Consider the following 20,809-nt stretch of genomic DNA (forward strand, 5'->3'; position numbering starts at 1 on the left):
TTTAATTAAATCCTCTTCGCTCCAGCAGACCTTCAAATTTTGGCTCTCTACCTCGGAAGTTTACATACATTTCCATGGCGTCTCGTGTGCCTCCTTTAGAAAGGATATGTTCGCGATATGCATTGGCGGTCTCTTTGTCAAACAGACCATTCTCTTTGAAAGCACCGAATGCATCGGCATCCATTACCTCAGAGTTTAAGTAGCTATAGTACCCTGCGGAGTATCCTTCAGGATTTGAGAACGCATGTGAAAAATATCCGGTTCGATAGCGAGGAACGATTGCATCAATCATCCCGATTTTATTCATGGCTGCCTTTTCGAATTCAGCAGCATTCATGGTAATGGGCTCGGCTACTGTGTGATATGACATATCTAAGTATGAAGCCGCCATATACTCAACCGTTCCGAATCCCTGATTGAACTGACCGGCACTCTTAATTTTTTCCACGAGCTCTGTTGGCATTACCTCACCAGTTTCATAGTGAAATGCATATAGGGCTAACATTTCCGGCTCAAACACCCAGTTTTCAAGTACTTGAGAAGGGAATTCAACAAAATCTCGCGGGGTTGATGTTCCTGAAATGGATGGATATGTACATTCTGAAAGCAATCCATGTAGGGCATGACCGAACTCATGGAACAGTGTGGTTGCCTCATCCTGTGAAAGCAATGACGGAGTGTCGCCTGATGGTTTGGTAAAATTGCCAACGTTCGTAACGATCGGAATAATTCGATTGCCATCCATGTTGCTTTGGCTTCTGTAGGTGTTCATCCAGGCCCCACCTCGTTTACTTCCACGGTAAAACCAATCAGATAGATAGATGCCAATCAGCTCACCTTTCTCATTTTTCACCGTATACGTTCGAACATCAGGATGATATTTTGGAATGTTCGTTTGCTCCTCGAAGGTCATTCCAAATAGCTTGTTTGCAAGTGTAAATGTGCCATTGATGACATTGTCTACCTTGAGATATGGACGAATCTCATTCTCATCCAGATTGTATTGTTCTTTTTTGATCTTCTCGGCATAATACCACCAATCCCAAGGCATAATGTCTATATCCATACCCTCTCCAGCAGCCATTTCCTTCATTAAGTCCCGCTCTCTTTTGGCAGCTTCAATAGCCGCAGGCCAAACTTTATCTAAAAGATTATAAACCTTGTCTGGTGTATCCAGCATTCGTTGAGTGAGCACATAGTCAGCCCATGTCTTGTATCCTAGCAAGTTGGCTTTTTGTAATCTGATGTTGGCTAATTGACGAGCAAGTTCTTTATTGTCATTTTCATCATCGTTATCGCCACGATTGATATATCCTTTCTTCAGTTGCTCTCTTAGGTCTCTTCTTGTAGAATAAGTAATGAAAGGATACAGACTTGGACGATGGGTTGTGAATACATACTTGCCTTCATAACCTCTTTCTTTTGCAGCTTCGGCACCTGCTTTGATCACGCTTTCCGGAAGACCGTCAAGGTCATCTTCTTCAAGCACCATTTCAAATTTGTTGGTCTCGGCTAGCACATTTTCTCCAAAGGAAACGGAAAGGGAAGAAAGCTGTCCATTAAGTTCTCGCATCTTGACCTGATCTTCAACACTTAGTGCTGCACCGGCACGAATAAACCTCGTATTATAATTGTCTAATAGCTTGGCCTGTTCTATGCTAAGTTTCAGATCTTCTCTTTGATCAAACAATGCCTTAACTCTTGCATAAAAGTCTGCATTGAGAAAAATGTTATCATTATGAGCAGAAAGCTTTGGGCTGATCACACGGGATATTCCCTGCAGGGAATCGTTGGTATGAGCAGAAGTAAGATTGAAAAACACATTGCTTACTTTGGTTAGCAAGTCTCCTGATTTTTCGAAGGCAGTAATGGTATTGTCGAAAGTAGGAGCTTCTTCATTGCTGATGATTGCATCTACTTCTTCCAGCTGCTGATCCATGCCATCCTCAAAGGCTTGTATGTAATGTTCATCCTTAATTTGATCAAAAGGAGGTACACCATAGGGTGTATCCCATTCCTGATAGAATGGATTATCTGTTTGCATGTCTGATTTTTCTGATTGTGTTTGGCAACTGAATAAAGCTCCAGCCACAATCACGTAAAGGAATTTTTTCATGTTTTGGTTTCTTGGTTTTAAGGTAAATGTAGTGAAAAGGCTAAGGTCTCAAGAAATATCCGGCAGCTGCCACTTAAATCTAACCGCCAGTATTCGAAAGGAGGCAATGAAAAGTACGGTCGTTAGGATATTCCATCCCTGCTCAAGGCCTAGTCTTTGCAATACAACATACAAAATACCACCGCATAAGCAGGTAAGGGCATAAATTTCTTTTCTAAAAATCAATGGGATTTCATTACACACAATATCCCTAATTACTCCACCAAAAACTGCTGAGACCATTCCCATCATAATGGCGATTATTGGATGTACTCCTATAGTAAGTGCTTTTTGTAGGCCTAAAACAGTAAACACAGCGATACCTACTGTGTCAAACATGAAGAAAGTTCTTCTAAGTTTTAGCACTGCCTTTCCGAATAGTAAAGAAATCAAAATCCCTGACCCAACCATTGCGAGGTAGATTAAGTCTTTCATCCACCCAACCGGAGTGCTGCCTAGCAGAATGTCTCTCATGGTTCCACCACCAATAGCAGTAATTAGCCCTACAGCAGAAATGCCGAAAAAGTCCAGTTTTTTGTCACGTCCAGCTAGTGCTCCGGAGATGGCAAACACCATGGTCCCAATTATATCGATGAAGTATAGGATAGTCACAGAGCGAAAGTAATGACTATTCTCTACTCAAAATGGTTCTTTTTTAATGTTGATCTATCATGATCTGATTGCCATCGGGATCTGTTAGGATGATATGCTCCGGCCCATCCGTTTTTTCATCTGCCTCTTTGATCAGATTTATCCCCCTAGCTTTTAGTTCTTTTTGGATACTTCTGACATCTTTCGGATTAAATGTCAAGATGGATTCTTCAAACATGCCCTGAAACAGGCCGATCACTACGCTACTGGATTTCAGTATACGCCATGAAGTGTTTTCTCCATCGGGGAAGCCTTCATTCATATGACCACCATCGATGATTTCAAATCCAAGCTTTTGATAGAAACCAATACTTGATTCCATTTTCTTTACAGGGAGACTTATTGAAAATTGTCCTAATTCCATAATATTCAGTTTTAAGGTTCAATGATCGGTTATAGAAAATTAAGTGAGCTCATACTATTGGGTGATTTATTCTAAAACCCCTTAATAGCTATGTCAATAAGGTAATGCACTACTCCCAACCAAATAATATCTCTACTCCTGTACGCAGTGTAAAGAATGAAGGTGGATAAGCTTCCTGTAAGAAAAAAGAATGTGATGATGTGGCTAACTGGAGCTCCTTATGTCCGTGTAAGACTGAATAAGATAAAGGGAAGATTATTCAATCTTCAAGAAACTTAATATTCCTTTTCAACCCTTCAAACTTCGTTCGTTTCACCGCAGATTTCTTGAACACTTTTTGAAATACCTCTTTGGTCATTTCCTGCCACTCCTGTTTTGAAAACTCCTCCCACCCTTGTGGTTTGAATGCTGGTTCGTTGTGTGGTTTGGAAAATCGGTTCCAAGGGCAAACATCCTGGCAGATATCGCAACCGAAAGCCCAACCTTCCATCTTGTTTTTGAATTCGGTAGGAATCTCATTCTTCAGCTCAATGGTAAGGTAAGAAATGCATCTACTTCCATCTACTACATAGGGTTCCGGTATGGCATCAGTTGGGCAGGCATCCTGACAAGCTGTACAGGTGCCACAATAGTCTTTCATCGGGCCATCGGGTTCTAATTCCAAATCAATGATTAACTCAGCTAGAAAGAAAAAACTACCCATTTCACGATTGAGTAGTAGTGAATTTTTCCCGACCCATCCGATTCCACTTTTAGTCGCCCAAGCTCGTTCGTGTACAGGAGCTGAATCTACAAATACACGTCCATAAATATCACCTATCTCTTCTTGAATTTTATACATGAAAGTCTTCAGCTTATCCTTAATTACAAAGTGATAATCCTGACCGTAAGCGTACTTGGCAATCTTTGGTTTTTTATCCGATTGGTGGGTCTTTTCCGGGGAGTAGTTGTAAACCAGCGAAACAACCGATTTTGCACCAGGTACCAATTTGGTTGGATCCAGCCTTTTGTCGAAATGATTTTCGAGGTATCCCATTTTTCCTTGATACCCTCTATTTAACCACTTTTCCAGTTTGGGTGCTTCTTCTTTCAAAAATTCAGCTTTTGATATACCGCAAAAAGAAAACCCAAGATCAGAGGCGAGTTTTTTTATTAAGTTTTTACGGTTTAAAGCGCTCACAGGACAAATGTAGTATGCAAAAAATGGTTGTTTAAAGGGTCTCTAATCTTTAATGCAAGAATTGGAAGTATGTGTGCAGGATTTGAAAATGAAAGTGGATGAAGTTTGTATAGAATTTAAATAGAAAGAAAATGAATCAAGTGTATACAAAACTTAAAGAAGCAGAAATTAATGTAAGAGAAATGGACAATGCAATTGCCACCGCAAGTGTGCTTGCGTACTATGCAATAGTGACTTATGGCCTGCATAACTTGATTCAATCAATATAATTAGACTTAGGTAGTAGTTTGTTAAGGGGTTTCCACTCCTTTGGCGCTGGAAGCATTTCTGGCGTTGAAAACAATTGTGATAGGCAAGGCTAGCCTTGCGTGATGGTGTCCCGACAGTGGTGTGTCGGGACTTTTTTTATTCAGATAAGGTGGGTTCTTTTCCCACGAATCGTTCAAATTGTTTTTTGAAATTAGTAACATTAGTCATACCGATGGCCTTCGCGGCATCTGATAATGATCCTACTTTTCGCAGCTTGATTAACTGATCTGCATATTGAAATCTTATTTCTTTGATAAACTCCAGCGGCGTAATGTCCAACGAATCTTTTAAGACTTTAAATAGTTTACGTTGGCTCACAGCTATTTCATTGGCAAGGTTCTGAATGCCCAACATCGGGTTGTCAATATTTTTAACCACCAGAGACTCTAGTTGCCTGATCATCTCTTTTCGTGTAGCCTCGGGATCAAAATGTGAGAAAGTTGTGGAAATACTACTACCTCCATCTGATCTCTCGATCAGGATTTTTACTCTTGCTCGGAGCTCTTTAGCATCAAAAGGCTTGGGCAATACAAATTCGACTCCACGATCCAGTGCTTTATGAAGCTGGTCTTTGTCAGCCCGACTTGAAACTATGAGGCATGGAATGTCTTTGTACCGAGTGTCCTGAACCTGCTCGATAAATTCAAACCCATCCATTACCGGCATGGAAAGATCTGTGATAATGAGGTCAACATTCCGTTCCTCAAGCTTCTTTATAGCTTCTATTCCGTTTCTGGCCTCATAAATTCGATACTCTTTCCTAAGCAGCTCTGAAATTAGCAGCCTGATATCCGGATTATCGTCTACAATTAAGACGGACTTCATTTCTTCGCCTTGTGGGATGGTTTCAGCTGTTTCAGTGGTCGTTTGCGGAGTGATAACCGAATGACTAAGCCATCGTTCTACAGCTTCTCCTTCTTCAGGTAGTTCTTCAGCGTCCAATGGAATGCTTATGGTAAAAGCGGCCCCCTGCGTTTTGCGATTTTCTGCCGTAAGAGATCCTCCATGTAGTATAACAATTTCTTTTGCGATGGCAAGGCCTATTCCCAGCCCTTCTCTTTTGTTGTTTAGCGTGTCACTGGAATAGAACCGATTAAACATTTGCTCAAGTTTAGCTGGGTCTATTCCTGGTCCTTCATCCAGAATGATGATGTATAGATTTTCCTGATCTTTTTTGCACGCTATTTCAATAGTGGTGCCGGCCTTAGTAAAGTCCAGGGCATTTGAAACAAGATTGTACAGGACTTTTTCAAAATGCCAGGTATCGATCAAAGCCCAATCGGACTCACTAAGAGATGTCTTTAATTCAAGCGAAACATCCTTCGCTTCAGCTACAGGGGTGAATATGGTGATGAACTCACCTATGAATTCATTGAGCGTGCATTTCGTTCGATTAAGTTGTAGCAAACCCTCATCCAACCGTATCAATTCACGAATTTCTGTAGATAAATTATTGAGGGTTTTACTAAAGCGCTGGATGGCTCTGAGCTTATCTATCGTGTCCAGAGGAAGCACATCTTCATGTTCAACCAATAACATATCTGTCAACCCTAGAATGATTGCAATGGGATTTTTTAGATCGTGCGAGACATTAGCGAAAAACGTAGATTTTGCTTTGTCCAGTTCAGATAATTTCTCATAGCTCGCTCGTAAGTTTTTTTCTGTCTCTGACAAGCGAAGAACATTTTTTATGCGTGCCTGAAACTCCAGTTTATTAAAAGGTTTTGATAAAAAATCATGAACACCTGCTTTAAAAGATTCTGATAAATCCTCTGGTTTTTTCATCACAGCGGTTACCATAATGATAGGTATATGTGCAAGAGCTTCATCAGCCTTTACCGCCTCTACTAGTGCATACCCGTCCATCTCAGGCATTTCCCAGTCCGTGAGGATTAATTTGGGAACGTATTTTTTAGCTAATTCTAATCCGATTTTGCCATTGGGAGCTGTGAGTGCATGTTTATGCAGACCCAGTTCTTTAAGCTCATCAATGATAACTTTGATATTATCCGGCTTGTCATCAATGACCAGAATGCTTGTATTTGGCTCAGTTTGACTCATGCGCTGATGTGGTGGCTAGAAATTCCGCCAACTTTTGTTTAAACGCAGCTATCCCGTTTTGATCATATTCAGTTACCAGTTGCATTAGTTGATCACATATTGATTTAGTGTTACTGCTCTTCTCTAAAAGTGAGTCGACTAAATCTGACCACTTACCCGCCTCATAAACTTCCAATTCGTTTATTTTTTCTGCCATTCCTTCCCAAACAAGATAATCTTCATCTTTAAAATTAAAGAATGTTTGATCGTTTAATTCATCACTAGTCATACTCGCGCCCTTACTTACCACAGGTAGTGTGAAAGAAAAAACACTGCCCTGGCCTTTGGTAGAATCTACCTCCATTTTTTGTCCGTGTGCATGAATGGCAAGCTTGCAAAAAGAAAGTCCCAGTCCTGTAGAAGTGGCTCCTCCGAAGGATCGAGCTTCAGATTGTTCAAATTGCTCAAATATTTTTTTTAGATCATTCGTTGGAATACCGTCACCATAATCCTTTACAGATATCCTGATTCCATCGATGGATTCACTAGTCTGTATTTCAACCGGTGAATTGAAATGAGAGTATTTTATTGCATTTGAAACCAGGTTGTTTAGCACGCGATGGATGAGTTGCTGATCGGCCTGTACTCGGTATTCCCGATTCATTTTGTTCATGATTTGGATATGCCGTTCTTCCGCAACGGGTTTTAACTCATCTATAACTTCACTGATGGTTGCTGATATCGAAAAATCGGTGATATTTAACTTCATTTTCGATTTTTCAAAGCGAAGAACATCGAGCATGTTTTCAATCAGGTTGAGCATGTGCTTACCTGAACGATCAATTTGTTTGATGTTATCATTCTTGTCTCCATCTGCTCTTCTAATAATCGAGACAAGAGGATTTTTAAGATCGTGAGCGATCATACCTACCATTGATTCCTTGAAATGCTCCAATTCCTTTTGTTTATCGTAGGCTTTTTGAAGATCCATATTCTTCTGGGCGATTGTTTTTGTTCTGTCAGCTACTTTGTTCTCAAGAATCAGCTGATTCCTCTTTAGCGCGCTAACCCGGGCTCTGTAATAAAGAATACCAGCAAGGAGGATTAACAAAATGGAGGATATCCTGAATGTCCATGTTTCGTACCATGGTGGCGGAATATAAAAACTCAATGTTAATGATTCAGGATTCCAAATTTTGTCACTGTTGGTGCTACGGACTTCAAGGGTGTGTCTTCCATGATTCAGAGCAAAAAATTCCAAACTGTTTGAATTATTGAGCTCATGCCATTCCGTGTCTTCATCTAGTTTATAACCATAGGAGATATTGGCTTTTCTGGCAGGGTTAATTGCTGCAAATTGAAAGGTTAATCTGTTATTATACGGTAGGATTATGTCATCAGATGAACTTAAATCATATGCTTCATTTTCAATCATGATTTTTCTCAAAACCAGCTTGGGAAAAGTAGATTGAATCTCTACTTCAACAGGATTGAAATATGTGATGCCGTTTTTTCCACCAAAGTAGAAGTAGCCATTTTCATCTTCCATAAAGGCTTCAAGATTATAATCATCACTTCCAAGACCATCTTTAATGCGATAGTTTTTGAAAGTGTTATCCTGTGGGTTAAAATGACTTAATCCATTATTCGTTGAAACCCAGTAGGTGCCAACTTCGGTCTTTAGCATGCCCATAGTAGAATTATTACTGAGGCCATCCGCTTCAGTAAAATGTGTGAATGTCTTTTTGTGTGGATTGAAATAATTTAACCCTCCTCCAAGAGTAGTCAGCCAGTAATTGTCTCCATCCGGAAAGAGGTGAAGTATTTTATAGTTATTAAGGCTTGAATCCTTTTCCGAGTCAGGAATAAACCTTTCAAAAGAGTTAGTCTTATAATCGTACCTATTTAAACCTCCACCGTATGTACAAACCCATAGACCACTTTCGTCTTCTAAAAATGAGGTAATATGATCATCTGATAATGAGGTAGAGTCACCGGGAATGTTTTTTAATTGTCTGAAATTATCAGTCTCAGGTTGATAAATATTGATTCCTTCCCCATAAGTACCCACCCAGATGTCTCCTTTGCTATCTTCATAGATAGCTGTGATTATATTCATACTTAGTCCGTTACCTGATAGAAATGGCGATGCTGTATATCTTTTAAAAGTGCTTTTTTCTCTATCAAATAAGTTTAGTCCTCCACCCCATGTACCGATCCAAAATCGTCCTTGTGAGTCTTCATACATAATTCGAACCCAATCATGACTGATACTTTCCGGGTTGGTCGGATCGCGTGTGTACCTTTTAAATACAACTGGATTTTTTGATTGCAGTAAGTTAAGGCCTCCACCGAAAGTCCCCATCCAAAGATTGTCAGAGCGATCTCTGTACATACTATAGACATTATTGTGAGCCAGAGATTTTTCGTTTTGAGGATCATGTTTAATTAGGTGAAAAGGGCTTTCTATTAATTTTTGAAATCCTTTCATGTAATAGCCCACGTAAGTGACACCATTCGATCCATGATGTATAGAGCTTACATCATTATCTGACAAACTCTGAGGATTGGTTGGGTTGTGATTGTAATGATGAAAATTGTTTAATTCAGGATAAAAAATTGAGATGCCTGTTGTTGCACTACCAACCCAAATTCTTCCCTTATCATCTTCAGAGATAGCATTTATCCTTCTCCCTAATTGCGTAGAATTATTGGTCGTTAAACGTTCAAATGATTCAGTATTTACTTTTTGGACCCAGAGTCCATTTTCGTCTGTCCCAATCCAAATGTTTTTGTTCGAATCAATATGAATATCCCATGCAGATTTGTTATTGGTAAGTATTCTGTCCGTTGAGTTTGTAATTGGATTCCACTTAAATACCCCTTTATCTTCAGAAGCTATCCATACAGTACCTTCAGAATCAATTTCAATATCATTGATCTTGCAATTGGGAATGCTTTCTATCTTTCGAAAGTTCTTGTCCTTAATAGTAAATTCAAAAAGGCCTTCTCCCTCAGTTCCAACCAATAAACTTTCGTTGTTAATTTGATTTACAGCCTTAATAGCAAGGGTTGACGCTCCTGCATTTAAAATGAAATTTTGAAAGTTGTTCGTTTCCTTTTTATAAAGGCTCAAACTAGCTTTAGTCCCTACCCAAAGATTGGAATCATCATCTTCAAAAAATGTCCAAACAGAGTTGTCAGGAATAGTGGTTGAATCACCAAACTGATGAATAAAGGATTCAAATTGATAGCCATCAAACCGATTTATGCCGCCAAAATTGGCTATCCAAAGCATGTCTTGGCTATCCTGGAATATAGCATTGGTACTGCTTTGATTTAGGCCGTCAGTCTTAAAGTATGTTTCATAAATGAATGCGGGGGGAGGTGCATCCCTTTGCGCAGAAATCAAATGCGTCGATAACTGGATTGCCAAAATCAATATAGCTTTAACTCTAAGCATTTTTGAGTTTATCTGCTCTTTGGGTAAAGGTTCATCAAAAAATGCGGATATTGTAAGTATTTCGACAAGAATGATAATTCCAATTGTCTGTAGTTTGTAAAAACATTTAAACAATAACATTATGGAATATCAGGAAGAGTCAAGATTTGCAAGAATTGCGTTAGCTATATTATACTCTGCTGGTCTTGGCTTATTTGTTGCAATTAACCTACTGGTCATTGGCTAAGTTACCGAAGCACTTGAGCATCTAAAACTACTGTGCCGCCGGCAATTTTCGCATTGCTGTGTTCGTGATCATGGCTGTGATTTGGATCACACTCGTTTCCGAAATCCTCGTACTTCTCATGAATAAATATCACCGTACCAGAGATATCTGAATCATCGTCTGTGCCTAAACTCCATAAGTTCGTTTGAATGGAAAAAGTACCATTCCCGTTTTCATCTATTGTGATGTTACCAATATCTCCGGCAAATGGCTTTAGCCAAAAGTTTCCTAGGCTTTTTTTATCACAATGATTTACAAAACCACCCCGATTCCAATGCCTTCCCGGTTCTTCGAGTGCACCTTGATGCAGATGCATGGCATGTTGAGTGTCTGGAGCCATACCAGAAAGACTTACCTCCAATGTTGTTACTCCATCCTGATATACAAATGAGGCATTGCCCATGAGTTCTCCTTGCTCATATATCTTACCATCTTCCGAGCTTACCCAATAAATATCAGCTGCAGCAAAAGTCTTTGGTCCCGGATCTTTTTTGTCACAGCCACCAATAAAGACAGTAATTAAAAGAAAAGTAAGTGCTCTCATCTGTTATTTTTTTATTGAACAATCCACAAAAATCAAACCACTAAAACAACGATCCGGTTTGTGATGGTGGTATAGCACCTAAATGTTTGTACGCTAGCTCGGTTGCTTCTCGTCCACGCGAGGTTCGTTTAATGTATCCCTCCTGGATAAGGAAAGGTTCATACACTTCTTCAATTGTTTCGGACTCTTCTCCGCATGCTGTAGCAATGGTGCTAAGCCCGACAGGGCCGCCCTTGAATTTGTTGATAATCGTAGATAAGATTCGATTATCCATTTCGTCCAACCCGTGATCATCTACATCCAGAGCCTTTAAAGCCACTTTGGATATTTCTAGTGTGATAGCTCCATCTCCTTTGATTTGCGCAAAATCTCGTGTTCTTCTTAATAGGTTATTTGCAATACGAGGGGTTCCTCTGCTTCTTCTCGCTATCTCAAAGGCGGCTTCTTCATCTATTATGGAATTCAAAATATCAGCTGATCGACCAACGATTTTGGTGAGCAGCTTTGAATCATAGTATTCCAAACGGGCATTGATACCAAAGCGAGCTCGTAGGGGAGAGGTGAGAAGACCTGATCGGGTGGTTGCTCCAATTAAGGTGAAAGGGTTCAGTTCTATCTGGACAGACCTTGCATTAGGGCCGGAATCCAGCATAATATCAATTCGATAATCCTCCATTGCAGAATAGAGATATTCTTCAACTACCGGGTTTAACCGATGGATTTCATCAATGAATAGTACATCATGTGGTTCAAGATTGGTAAGCAGGCCAGCCAATTCACTTGCCTTATCCAGTACAGGACCGGAGGTTACTTTAATATTTGACTGAAGCTCATTTGCAATGATAAAGGACAAGGTAGTCTTGCCTAGCCCGGGAGGCCCATGAAGTAAAACATGATCCAAAGGTTCTGTTCTTTGCCTGGCTGCCTCAACAAAAATTTTCAGGTTTTCAACTACCTTATGCTGCCCGGTAAAATCAGAAAATGAAAGAGGTCTTAATGCTTTTTCAATTTCTTTTTCCGAGGATTCCATCCCGTCTCCATCCGCTTGTAGGTAGTCTTCTCTCATCGACCTCAAATATAAGGCACAAAGCGATTGAAGCCCGATTGAATTAGTTTTGCGAGCACATTTATATCCGAATGAATAAAAAGCGACTACTCATTTTTGGTATTGGCCTTGCCATAGCTTTTGGCTTTGTTTCCTACCTGAGGAAGGACACTCCAAAGCTTCATCACGTTACCGGGCAAACGATGGGCTCAATCTGGTATAATGTCAAATATGTAGGGGCTGAGGTAGATGGGCTTGACCAGGAAATTGCTGAAGAGCTTGTGGCATTTAATCAATCACTCTCTACCTACATTCCGTCTTCAGAAATTTCAAGGCTTAATAAAAGTGGGTCCCTGACTTTTGAGTCAGATTATTTTTTTCCTGTGCTTCAAAAAAGCAAAGAAATCTATCGCAATACAGATGGAACTTTTGATCCAAGTATTGGCCCACTGGTACAGGCATGGGGATTCGGACCGGACAAAAAGATCCCAACGCTGGATTCATTGAAAGTAGATTCACTTAAGTCAATCATTGGATTTGATCAGGTGATATTTGACGAAGATGGAGTTTCCGTGCCTGAAAACTTTCAGATTGATTTCAGTGCCATAGCTAAAGGGTACGCAGTGGATGTGATAGGAGAGCTGCTTGAATCAAAAAACATTGCTAGGTACTTAGTGGAAATAGGTGGTGAAGTAAGATGCAGGGGTGAAAATGATGAGGATAAACCCTGGTCACTGGGGATTGAAGACCCAACTACAACGCCAAACGAACAGCGACTGATGGCTATTGTTCGGTTGAAAGATCTATCACTGGCCACCTCAGGGAATTACCGAAATTACTATGAGCAGAATGGCGAAATCTACGCTCACATCATTGATCCTCGAACAGGTTATACCGCCAAACATAACTTGCTAAGTGCTTCTGTTTTTGCCCCTGATTGCATGACGGCCGATGCTTACGCAACTGCTTTTATGGTGTTGGGGCTGGATTATTCCAGAGAAATAATAAAAGTCAGAGATCTGGATGCGATTTTGATCTATCGTTCAAATAATGGCATTGAAAGTTTTGTTTCAGAGGGGATTCAACCATTTTTGGAAATGAACATGGCTTCAGGGAATTAAAAGTGAGATGGAATAGTTAGATACCAGAATTTGAAGTCCAACCTAACAACATGCTACTGACAATAATCATCCTTATTGCGTGCACCTTATTTGGCGGGTTCAGTTTAAACCTGATACCGTCAATGAAGCAGAACCTTCGATTACCGTTGATTTTTGCAGGTTCATACCTCTTTGCCATCACCATTATTCATATCATTCCGGAGCTGTTTTCCATAAGCCTAAATCCTTCAAGAGTTGGCTTGTATGTATTGATCGGATTCTTCATGCAGCAATTTTTGGAGTACTTTTCATCCGGTGTGGAGCACGGCCATGTCCATACACATAAGGCGGTTTCAACCAGCGGACGTTTTTCGATTATTGTCGCCTTGATGATTCACAGTATACTGGAAGGTACGCTGCTAACACATGATTCTCCCTTTCATGAAAAGCATGAGTCATATTCATTGCTTTTGGGTATCGTGCTTCATAAGATGCCGGCTGCTTTTGCTTTAATGGCAACCATGCAGGGATTAGGAAAGAGAGCCGTCTACATTCTAATTTTATTCAGTCTGGCCTCTCCACTTGGGATGGTGCTGGGTGATTTCATCTTACTATCGGAGGACGCTGTATTAATTGTTTTTGCTATTGTTTGTGGCAGTTTTTTGCACATTTCCACTACCATTTTTGTGGAAGCAAGCCCCGAACATCATTTCGGTTTGAATAAAATACTTATCAGTTTGCTGGGAGCGGTACTAGCCATTTTGGTTGAGTTTATGATTTAGAAATTTCTACAAGTCATTAAATTGAGGAATATATCATTTTTTATACCTTAACCTTCAAATGAGGGTAGTCTTATTATTCATTTCGATACTAGTTCCAATCCTCTCTCAAAGCTGGGGCTTTTTCGCGCATCGAAAGATCAACCGATTGGCGGTATTCACCTTACCACCGGAGATGATCATTTTTTACAAGCAAAACATTCAGTACATCACAGAAAAGGCTGTTAACCCCGATATGAGAAGATATGCAGTGAAAGCTGAAGCCGCTCGTCATTATATTGACGTGGATGTATATGGAGACTCGGCTGTCTACAAGATGCCAAGATATTGGGATGAGGCAGTTGAGAAATATTCAGAGGATACGCTACGGGCTTATGGGATAGTTCCATATCACATAAATCGCATGGCCTATTGGTTAATAACAGCATTCCAAAACAAAGATGCAGATCAGATTTTAAGACTGTCCTCGGATCTTGGACACTACATCGCCGATGCTAATGTACCCTTACACACTACTGAGAATTATAATGGTCAGTTGAGTGGGCAGTATGGTATTCACGGATTTTGGGAATCCAGGCTCCCTGAATTGTTCGCAGAAAACTATGATTTACTTTCCGGTAAGGCAGAGTATGTTGAAAATATACAATTGTACACTTGGGATGCTGTGGTGAAGGCTCATGAAGCACTTGATTCCGTATTGCTGTTTGAGAAACAGTTAACCAAACGATATCCTGAGTCCAAGAAATACGGGTACGAGGAGAGGGGCCAATCCACCATACGCACATATTCTTATGATTTCTCTTCGGACTATCACAGGCGACTTAATGGGATGGTAGAACGGAGGATGCGTTCATCAATAAAGATGGTTGGTGATATATGGTTCAGCTGCTGGGTGAAGGCTGGACAGCCTGATTTGAGCGATTTACTTACAGATGAGATACTTCCGGACTCGATTTTTGTGGAAAACCCAGATGCCAAACTTAGGAACCATGAAGCGGGGATAGAAGGTGATTAACCCCGTTTAAAGCATATATAGGCATGAAATAAAAAAGCCAAGGCATAGTTTTCCTTGGCTAGGTCAGGTCTTGCTGGTTGAAAAGACCCTTATATTGACATAGCTATAATAGCGAGGTATGCAAGCGCTAGCGATGCAATTCTCACCATAGTCCCGGTCTTCACAAACTTGCGAGTTAGGATGGCGGGATCGATATAGTTTACATGTTCTTTCATAATCGTATGTAAAAATGATCATATTATGAAAAAAATAGATATGTGACTTACTCCTAGATAAGAGTAAGTATAATGCTTAGTAAAAAATGATATAAAAGAATCTAAATGGAGTAATTTCCTTATAATGACATAACTAAAATAGCAAGGTAAGCCATAGCTAAAGATGCGATTCGAACCAGGGTACCTGTTTTAATAAATCTACGAGTAAGGATTTTGTGGTCAATGTAATTAGAGTGATTCATAGCTTTTAGGGTTTAATTGAATTACCTGATTTAACCCCCTAAAAACTTACAAGTTGTATTTGATCGATGAACCAGCCAAACACTGGGTATCTGGAACGCTATTTTTTCGATGAGTTGTATGTGCTTTTTCGGTTCTTAATCCATCGAAATTGTCCAGGAAAAGCATAAAAAAAGCCACCTAATTGCTTGGGTGGCTCTTTTAAGATGTTGTTTCAGAATAAACTAATTATCCGATAGAAACTCTTTTGAATTCTGCTACTGTCAATCCCTTAGATACTGAATCCAGGTACTGAGCAATAGACTGAGAGCTGTCTTTAACGAAAGCCTGACTAAGCAAAGTATTCTCTTTGTAGAACTTGTTCAGCTTACCCATCGCGATTTTCTCGATGATATTTTCCGGCTTACCTTCTGCTCTGGCTTGCTCTTTTCCAATTTCGATTTCTTTTTCTACTACCGCAGGGTCAACACCATCTTTATCAACAGCTACCGGGTTCATTGCGGCAATTTGCATAGCCACGTCTTTTCCAGCTTCTTCTACACTTGCTCCATTCACGTTTGATAGAGAAACCATCACACCGAGCTTTCCATTCGAGTGGATGTAAGGAACAACTGCTTCACCAGTCACCACTTCAAAGGCTTTAACCTCAAGCTTCTCACCAATTTTACCAGTAAGCTCTACGATTTTCTCACCTACAGTAAGATCACCTAATTTCATTCCATTAAGTGCTTCAATGTTTGATGGCTTTTCAGCAAATGCAAGCTCAGCAATTTGATTCCCAAGCTTCATGAATTCATCATTTTTCGCAACGAAATCAGTCTCGCAAGTGAAAGCGATTAACGCACCTTCGGTTCCTGCGTCATTTGTTTTCGCAAAAACAACTCCCTCAGAAGTTTCTCTATCCGCTCTGGATGCAGACACTTTCTGTCCTTTCTTTCTCAAAAGTTCAACCGCTTTCTCAAAATCACCTTCAGCTTCTGTTAATGCCTTTTTGCAATCCATCATGCCGGCACCAGTCATTTGCCTTAATTTGTTTACGTCTTGTGCTGTAATAGCCATTTTATTTCTTGGTTTTAATATTCTACAAACAAAAATTGAACACCGTCCGCCGGCTGGCGGACAATGTTCAATCTTTGTGTTAAGATTTTATGGTCTTTAGATTTATTCTGCTACTTCTGATTTTTTATCAGCTGCTTTCTTAGCCTCTTGCTCTTCGGCTTGAGACTGCTCTTCTTTATCCTTCTTGCGCTCAGCCAATCCTTCTTCCAATACTTTACCGATGTAGCTAGTAATCAATTTGATTGATTTAAAAGCATCATCATTTCCCGGTATCGGATAATCAATTTTGCTAGGATCAGAATTTGTATCTACAATTCCGAAAACAGGAATGTTCAATTTCTGCGCTTCAGCAATCGCGATATGCTCACGCTTGATATCTACCACGAAAAGTGCAGCAGGAAGTCTATTTAAATCCGAGATACCACCTAGTACTCTTTCCAATTTGTCTTTGGCACGACTGATCATCAATCGTTCACGCTTTGCAAGGTTTTGATAAGCCTCTTCCTTCATTAGCTTCTCCATACCAGCCATTTTCTTCAATGACTTTCTTATAGTAGCAAAGTTGGTAAGCATACCACCTTGCCATCTTTCAGTCACGTACGGCATGTTTAGTCGCTGTGCTTCTTGCTCCACCACTTCTTTTGCTTGCTTTTTGGTAGCGACAAACATCACTTTTCTTCCTGATCTCACTACCGCTTTCATCGCTTCAGTAGCGTCCTCAAGACAAACCAATGTTTTGTGAAGGTCGATGATGTGGATTCCATTTTTCTCCATGAAAATGTATGGAGCCATAGCTGGATTCCACTTTCTGGTAAGGTGTCCAAAGTGTACACCTGCATCCAATAGATCTTTATGTTCTAGTTTTTGCATCTCAAATTATCGTTTACTGAACTGGAATCTTCTTCTTGCTTTTCTTCGACCTGGCTTCTTACGCTCCACCATTCTTGAGTCTCTGGTTAGGAAACCCTCTGATTTAAGTGGGCTTCTGAACTCCGCGTCTACTTCTGTAAGCGCACGAGCGATTGCCAGTCTTACTGCTTCAGCTTGTCCGGCAGGTCCGCCACCGGTCACATTCACACTAATGTCGAAATTTCCATCTTGCTCCACTTTTGCCAATGGCTGCTTCACGATGGTTTGAAGAATTTCGGTAGGGAAGTAAACGTTAAGGTCTTTATCGTTTACGGTTATTACACCTTTCCCACTCGTCATATAAATACGAGCTACTGAGGTCTTTCTCCTACCTATGGTATTAATTCTGTCCATTCAGGTTTATAGTTTTACTTCTTTTGGTTTTTGAGCTGCGTGAGGATGTTCTGTACCCTCATATACATATAAGTTTTTGAAAAGTTGTCTTCCAAGTCGGTTGATAGGAAGCATACCTTTCACTGCTTTTTCGATTAAAATCGTTGAAGACTTTGCCTTAATACTGTTAGGCGTTTCAATACGCTGACCACCAGGATATCCCGTGTGACGAACATATTGCTTGTCAGTCCACTTACTTCCTGTTAATCTGATTTTGTCAGCATTGATCACAATTACGTTATCACCACAATCTACGTGTGGTGTGTACGCCGGCTTATGCTTGCCTCGAATCATTTTAGCAACTTCACTTGCCATTCTTCCAAGTATCTGAGAATCAGCGTCTACGATCACCCAATTCTTTTCAACAGTTGCACTGTTTAATGATACAGTTTTAAAGCTGTTAGTATCCAATTTTATATTGATTTTATAATGTCAAAATCTATCCCCTTGAAAAAGGGACACAAAAATAGAAGTTTCATTTAAGAAAACAAACCAGTGGAGCTAATTAAATTTTCTTAAGAGTTTGAGTAACACGGAGAAATCTTTAGGATATTCAGCTTCCGACTCTACTACTTGACCGTCCAAATCTTTAAATGCCACCTGATAGGAGTGCAAAGCTACACGATTAATCATGGGTTTTTCCTCTTCCCACTTTTTTTGATTGTACTTTCTTTTAATCTCTGAAAGAAAGATTGCTTCCCCACCGTAGGCCGGATCATTAACAATTGGAGCTTCATGATGTGCCAGATGCGCCCGTATTTGATGCATACGTCCGGTCACAGGAAAGCATTTTACTAATGTGTGTTTCTTAAAATGTTCCAGTGAACTTATAAGTGTGAAAGCCGGTTTTCCCGCTCTGAAGTCTACCCTTGACTTGGTAGAGGTGGTGTGAAGCGGCTCATCTGCTTCAAAATCTTCAAACTGATGTAGGCCTTGAATTACTGCATGGTATACTTTTTTGACTTCCCTGTTTTCTAGCTGCATAGCGAAGTTTTTGTAAGCATCTGCATTCTTGGCAAAAACCACAATTCCGGATGTTTCTTTATCCAGGCGGTGGCAGATTTGATAATCTTCATTCAGTGCTTTCGCAAGTCCTAAAAGGTTGGTGCTTTCTACCCGATCATCCAGACTTGCTATAAAAGGAGGCTTATTTATAAGTGCATAATCCTTTGTCTCATGAATAATGAGATCTTCAAATGAAATGTTTTTTAGATTTTTATGCATAGTCTTCTTCCTCTTCCCATCCCTCGTCTACCTTATCAATGTAGTTTGCTTTTTTTAGATCAAAATAGAACTTCGAACCTACCTTAAATTCACTTTCTACAAATATCTCTGAATTGTGACTTTCGAGGATATGCTTAACAATAGATAATCCAAGTCCCGTACCCCCTTTCTCTCTGGATCTACTTTTGTCTACTCTATAAAATCGCTCGAAAATACGAGAAATATCGGATTCAGGGATTCCCCGGCCAGTATCGCTGATTGTAATGCGAATTTTATCCTCTTCTACTTCTTTGAAGCTGATTTTAGCCTGACCTCCCTTTTTGGTGTATTTGATTGCATTTGTAGTAAGATTGATCATCACCTGATATATGCGCCGATAATCTCCGCGAACAATAATAGGCTCCCGATATTTTTTTGACATTTTCAATTCAATGCCCTTTTTCTCAGCTTTTTCCTCCAGTTGTTCGAGGATTTCACTACACATTTCCCTCATGTCAAAATTTTCGAAATGCATTTTTATTTCTCCTGATTCAATTTGAGATATAGTAAGAATATCCTGAACCAAAAGATCTAAAGCGTCCAGACTCTTGGCTGCTTTTTTAAGAAACTTCTTTCTAACTTCTTTATCATGGATCGCTCCATCTAATAAAGTATGAACAAATCCCTGGGCTGCAAATAGGGGAGTTTTTAATTCATGCGATACATCTGCAATAAATTCTCTTCGGAAGTTTTCACGTTCCTTCAACTCTTCAATCTCCTTTTCCTTACTTTTTGCAAAACTCGAAATTTCGCGATTTATACGTTTCAGTGGGTTAATGGAGGATGCTCGTCCTTTGAGTGCTATCTCACTCTCCCTTATTTTCTTTAGCGATTCATAAATGGTATCAATCTGTCTGAAAAAGAGAAACTCTAATAACAAGCGAACCAATATGTATGAAGAAGAAAACGACAGGATGAAGGTAATGACAATGGCAGTTGTGGAAATGTCAGGAATCAGATATAAAAATGCAGTGGTGATTGTCCCTACGCACAGTGCCAACAATAGCGCTATCGCCCTTGAATTGAATTGCATTTAAGCTGTTTTATTAATTGGTATCAAACTTATAGCCGACACCCTTTACAGTAGTAATGTGATCGTTCCCAATCTTTTCCCTCACTTTTCTGATATGAACATCTACTGTTCTGGCTAAAACATAAACATCAGTTCCCCAAATGTTTTGTAAAAGCTCATCCCTGCTAAATACCTTGCCGGGATTTTGTGCAAGTAAATATAGTAGCTCAAATTCTTTTTTAGGAAGTGAAATTTTTTCGTCTCCATTCCTTACGGTGTAGCTGGTTCGATCAACAGTAAGGTCTCCAATTGTAATTGTATTAGATTCCTTTTTCTTTTTCGAGTCTCTTCTGAATAAAGCATTAATCCTACTGACTAATGCACGAGGCTTGATAGGCTTGGTGATGTAGTCATCTGCTCCCATATCGAAAGCTGCCACTTCTGAGTACTCTTCTGATCGGGCTGTCAGGAAAATAACGAATGTATTTGCAAGCTCAGGAATTTCACGAATCTGTCTGCAGGTTTCTACCCCATCTTGCTTAGGCATCATGATGTCCAACAATATAAGATCTGGAATGAAATTCTTGGCAACATCTACACCTTTGATACCATCACTTGCCGTTTTTACTTCATATCCTTCTTTGGAAAGATTGTACTTCAACAACTCCAGAATGTCAACTTCATCATCAACTACAAGGATTTTTTGATTGTGCTTTGTCATAGCTCTGGAGGTGGTTTAGATAACTTTTTCTTAACGTTTCTTTTACAATTCGATAAACCCACCGTGAGATATGGTTAAAATTATATC

20 protein-coding genes are annotated in these 20,809 nt (G+C 39.9%); 4 read left to right on the top strand and 16 right to left on the bottom strand.

Going from position 1 to position 20,809, the window contains the following annotated elements; translation table 11 throughout:
- Position 1: 1 nt before the first annotated feature.
- The 4 genes from RIC88_RS09975 to queG form a co-directional block, all read right to left on the bottom strand.
- Positions 2 to 2,116, bottom strand: coding sequence for a M3 family metallopeptidase (locus tag RIC88_RS09975; RefSeq protein WP_350217398.1), 2,115 nt, complete (start codon positions 2,114 to 2,116; stop codon positions 2 to 4).
- 48 nt (positions 2,117 to 2,164) lie between these two features.
- A complete protein-coding gene (locus RIC88_RS09980; protein WP_350217399.1) occupies positions 2,165 to 2,767 on the bottom strand; it encodes a trimeric intracellular cation channel family protein in 603 nt (200 codons plus the stop codon).
- Between the two features lie 43 nt (positions 2,768 to 2,810).
- Positions 2,811 to 3,170, bottom strand: a complete 360-nt coding sequence (locus RIC88_RS09985; protein ID WP_350217400.1) for a VOC family protein — start codon at positions 3,168 to 3,170, stop codon at positions 2,811 to 2,813.
- A gap of 259 nt (positions 3,171 to 3,429) precedes the next feature.
- The gene (gene queG, locus RIC88_RS09990) at positions 3,430 to 4,350 is read right to left on the bottom strand and encodes a tRNA epoxyqueuosine(34) reductase QueG (protein WP_350217401.1); all 921 of its coding nucleotides are present in this window, start codon (positions 4,348 to 4,350) and stop codon (positions 3,430 to 3,432) included.
- Between the two features lie 131 nt (positions 4,351 to 4,481).
- Between queG and RIC88_RS09995 the strand changes: the two genes are divergently transcribed.
- Entirely contained in the window at positions 4,482 to 4,619 is a 138-nt protein-coding gene (locus RIC88_RS09995; RefSeq protein ID WP_350217402.1) for a hypothetical protein, read from the top strand.
- A 136-nt stretch (positions 4,620 to 4,755) separates the two neighbouring features.
- On the opposite strand, the gene RIC88_RS10000 is transcribed toward RIC88_RS09995, so the two are convergent.
- From RIC88_RS10000 to ruvB, 4 genes are all read right to left on the bottom strand, one after another.
- Positions 4,756 to 6,720: a response regulator gene (locus RIC88_RS10000; protein ID WP_350217403.1), complete on the bottom strand. Its 1,965-nt coding sequence runs from the start codon at positions 6,718 to 6,720 to the stop codon at positions 4,756 to 4,758.
- Positions 6,707 to 10,162: a ligand-binding sensor domain-containing protein gene (locus RIC88_RS10005; protein WP_350217404.1), complete on the bottom strand. Its 3,456-nt coding sequence runs from the start codon at positions 10,160 to 10,162 to the stop codon at positions 6,707 to 6,709. Before RIC88_RS10005 ends, RIC88_RS10000 begins: the two co-directional genes overlap by 14 nt.
- 227 nt (positions 10,163 to 10,389) lie before the next feature.
- Complete coding sequence (locus RIC88_RS10010; RefSeq protein ID WP_350217405.1) at positions 10,390 to 10,971, bottom strand: superoxide dismutase family protein; 582 nt, start codon at positions 10,969 to 10,971, stop codon at positions 10,390 to 10,392.
- Between the two features lie 40 nt (positions 10,972 to 11,011).
- Complete coding sequence (gene ruvB, locus RIC88_RS10015; protein ID WP_350217406.1) at positions 11,012 to 12,037, bottom strand: Holliday junction branch migration DNA helicase RuvB; 1,026 nt, start codon at positions 12,035 to 12,037, stop codon at positions 11,012 to 11,014.
- 71 nt (positions 12,038 to 12,108) lie between these two features.
- Between ruvB and RIC88_RS10020 the strand changes: the two genes are divergently transcribed.
- The 3 genes from RIC88_RS10020 to RIC88_RS10030 all read left to right on the top strand — a co-directional run bounded on the left by RIC88_RS10020 (position 12,109) and on the right by RIC88_RS10030 (position 14,910).
- The gene (locus tag RIC88_RS10020; protein ID WP_350217407.1) at positions 12,109 to 13,137 is read left to right on the top strand and encodes an FAD:protein FMN transferase; all 1,029 of its coding nucleotides are present in this window, start codon (positions 12,109 to 12,111) and stop codon (positions 13,135 to 13,137) included.
- A 122-nt stretch (positions 13,138 to 13,259) separates the two neighbouring features.
- Complete coding sequence (locus RIC88_RS10025; RefSeq protein WP_350217408.1) at positions 13,260 to 13,898, top strand: ZIP family metal transporter; 639 nt, start codon at positions 13,260 to 13,262, stop codon at positions 13,896 to 13,898.
- 58 nt (positions 13,899 to 13,956) lie between these two features.
- Positions 13,957 to 14,910, top strand: a complete 954-nt coding sequence (locus RIC88_RS10030) for a zinc dependent phospholipase C family protein (protein ID WP_350217409.1) — start codon at positions 13,957 to 13,959, stop codon at positions 14,908 to 14,910.
- An 89-nt stretch (positions 14,911 to 14,999) separates the two neighbouring features.
- Here the strand turns inward: RIC88_RS10030 and RIC88_RS10035 are convergent, their stop codons facing one another.
- The 8 genes from RIC88_RS10035 to RIC88_RS10070 form a co-directional block, all read right to left on the bottom strand.
- Entirely contained in the window at positions 15,000 to 15,125 is a 126-nt protein-coding gene (locus RIC88_RS10035) for a hypothetical protein (protein WP_350217410.1), read from the bottom strand.
- A 468-nt stretch (positions 15,126 to 15,593) separates the two neighbouring features.
- Complete coding sequence (gene tsf / locus RIC88_RS10040) at positions 15,594 to 16,424, bottom strand: translation elongation factor Ts (protein WP_350217411.1); 831 nt, start codon at positions 16,422 to 16,424, stop codon at positions 15,594 to 15,596.
- A 102-nt stretch (positions 16,425 to 16,526) separates the two neighbouring features.
- Positions 16,527 to 17,294, bottom strand: a complete 768-nt coding sequence (gene rpsB, locus RIC88_RS10045) for a 30S ribosomal protein S2 (RefSeq protein ID WP_350217412.1) — start codon at positions 17,292 to 17,294, stop codon at positions 16,527 to 16,529.
- Positions 17,295 to 17,300: 6 nt separating this feature from the next.
- Positions 17,301 to 17,687, bottom strand: a complete 387-nt coding sequence (rpsI, locus tag RIC88_RS10050; RefSeq protein ID WP_350217413.1) for a 30S ribosomal protein S9 — start codon at positions 17,685 to 17,687, stop codon at positions 17,301 to 17,303.
- A gap of 6 nt (positions 17,688 to 17,693) precedes the next feature.
- Positions 17,694 to 18,137 (bottom strand): 50S ribosomal protein L13, encoded by a 444-nt coding sequence (gene rplM / locus RIC88_RS10055; RefSeq protein WP_350217414.1) that lies wholly within the window; start codon positions 18,135 to 18,137, stop codon positions 17,694 to 17,696.
- Between the two features lie 90 nt (positions 18,138 to 18,227).
- A complete protein-coding gene (locus RIC88_RS10060) occupies positions 18,228 to 18,950 on the bottom strand; it encodes an RluA family pseudouridine synthase (protein WP_350217415.1) in 723 nt (240 codons plus the stop codon).
- On the bottom strand, positions 18,943 to 20,022 hold the full coding sequence (locus RIC88_RS10065) for a sensor histidine kinase (protein WP_350217416.1): 1,080 nt from the start codon (positions 20,020 to 20,022) through the stop codon (positions 18,943 to 18,945). Before RIC88_RS10065 ends, RIC88_RS10060 begins: the two co-directional genes overlap by 8 nt.
- A 13-nt stretch (positions 20,023 to 20,035) precedes the next feature.
- Entirely contained in the window at positions 20,036 to 20,722 is a 687-nt protein-coding gene (locus tag RIC88_RS10070; RefSeq protein ID WP_350217417.1) for a response regulator transcription factor, read from the bottom strand.
- Between the last annotated feature and the right edge of the window lie 87 nt (positions 20,723 to 20,809).

This window comes from Ekhidna sp., assembly GCF_040220215.1.
GTDB lineage: Bacteria > Bacteroidota > Bacteroidia > Cytophagales > Cyclobacteriaceae > Ekhidna.